This window comes from Synechococcus sp. R55.7, from assembly GCF_047461955.1.
Classification (GTDB): domain Bacteria; phylum Cyanobacteriota; class Cyanobacteriia; order Thermostichales; family Thermostichaceae; genus Thermostichus.
The window spans coordinates 1-575 of record NZ_JANSIC010000507.1 but is presented as its reverse complement, the minus strand read 5'-3'; the positions used below and the strand labels follow the sequence as shown (position 1 = coordinate 575).

The 575-nt window shown below is 57.2% G+C and carries 1 protein-coding gene; it reads left to right on the top strand.

The features are described from left to right. The coding region (locus tag NW820_RS13400) for a 2Fe-2S iron-sulfur cluster-binding protein (protein WP_414407775.1) at nucleotides 1-428 on the top strand (428 nt) is incomplete at its 5' end. Nucleotides 429-575 lie beyond the last annotated feature (147 nt).

Genomic DNA, 575 nt, shown 5'->3' with positions numbered 1-575 from the left:
GCAATTTGCTCTCGGTGCTGCTGCAAGAAGAGCTGAATGTGTTGAAAGAGTGCGGTGGGCGCGGCCTCTGCGCCACCTGTCATGTGTACGTTAAGGAGGGGATGGAGTCTTTATCCCCGATGAGCAAGCGGGAGCAGCGCACCCTGGAGGTGATCACCACCTGCAAGCCTAACTCTCGCTTGGCCTGCCAAGCGCGGGTGCTGGGGGAAGGGGTGGTGGTGGAATTGCCTGCCGGGATGTACATCCATGCTTTTCAGGATATCGAGGCGTTGATCGGTCGGCGAGCGGAGCAGCCACTTTTGCACCCTGTAACCGGCGCGGTTTTGGTGCAGGAGGGCAAGCTGATCACCCGCTCGGTGCTGGAATCGGTGAGAGGGCTGGATCTGGATATCCAAGAAGCACTGGCTCGGAGCAGCCAGGAGTTTTGAGATTTTGATCCCATCTTTTGAGCCAGTTTGGGCCCCTTTTTGAGGCCACTTGGCCACCCCGTATATAAACAAAGCATTCTCAGGTGAGTATTCCTATGCCCCCTGTGTTTCTTGGGATCGATCTGGGCACTTCTGGGATGCGGGTGG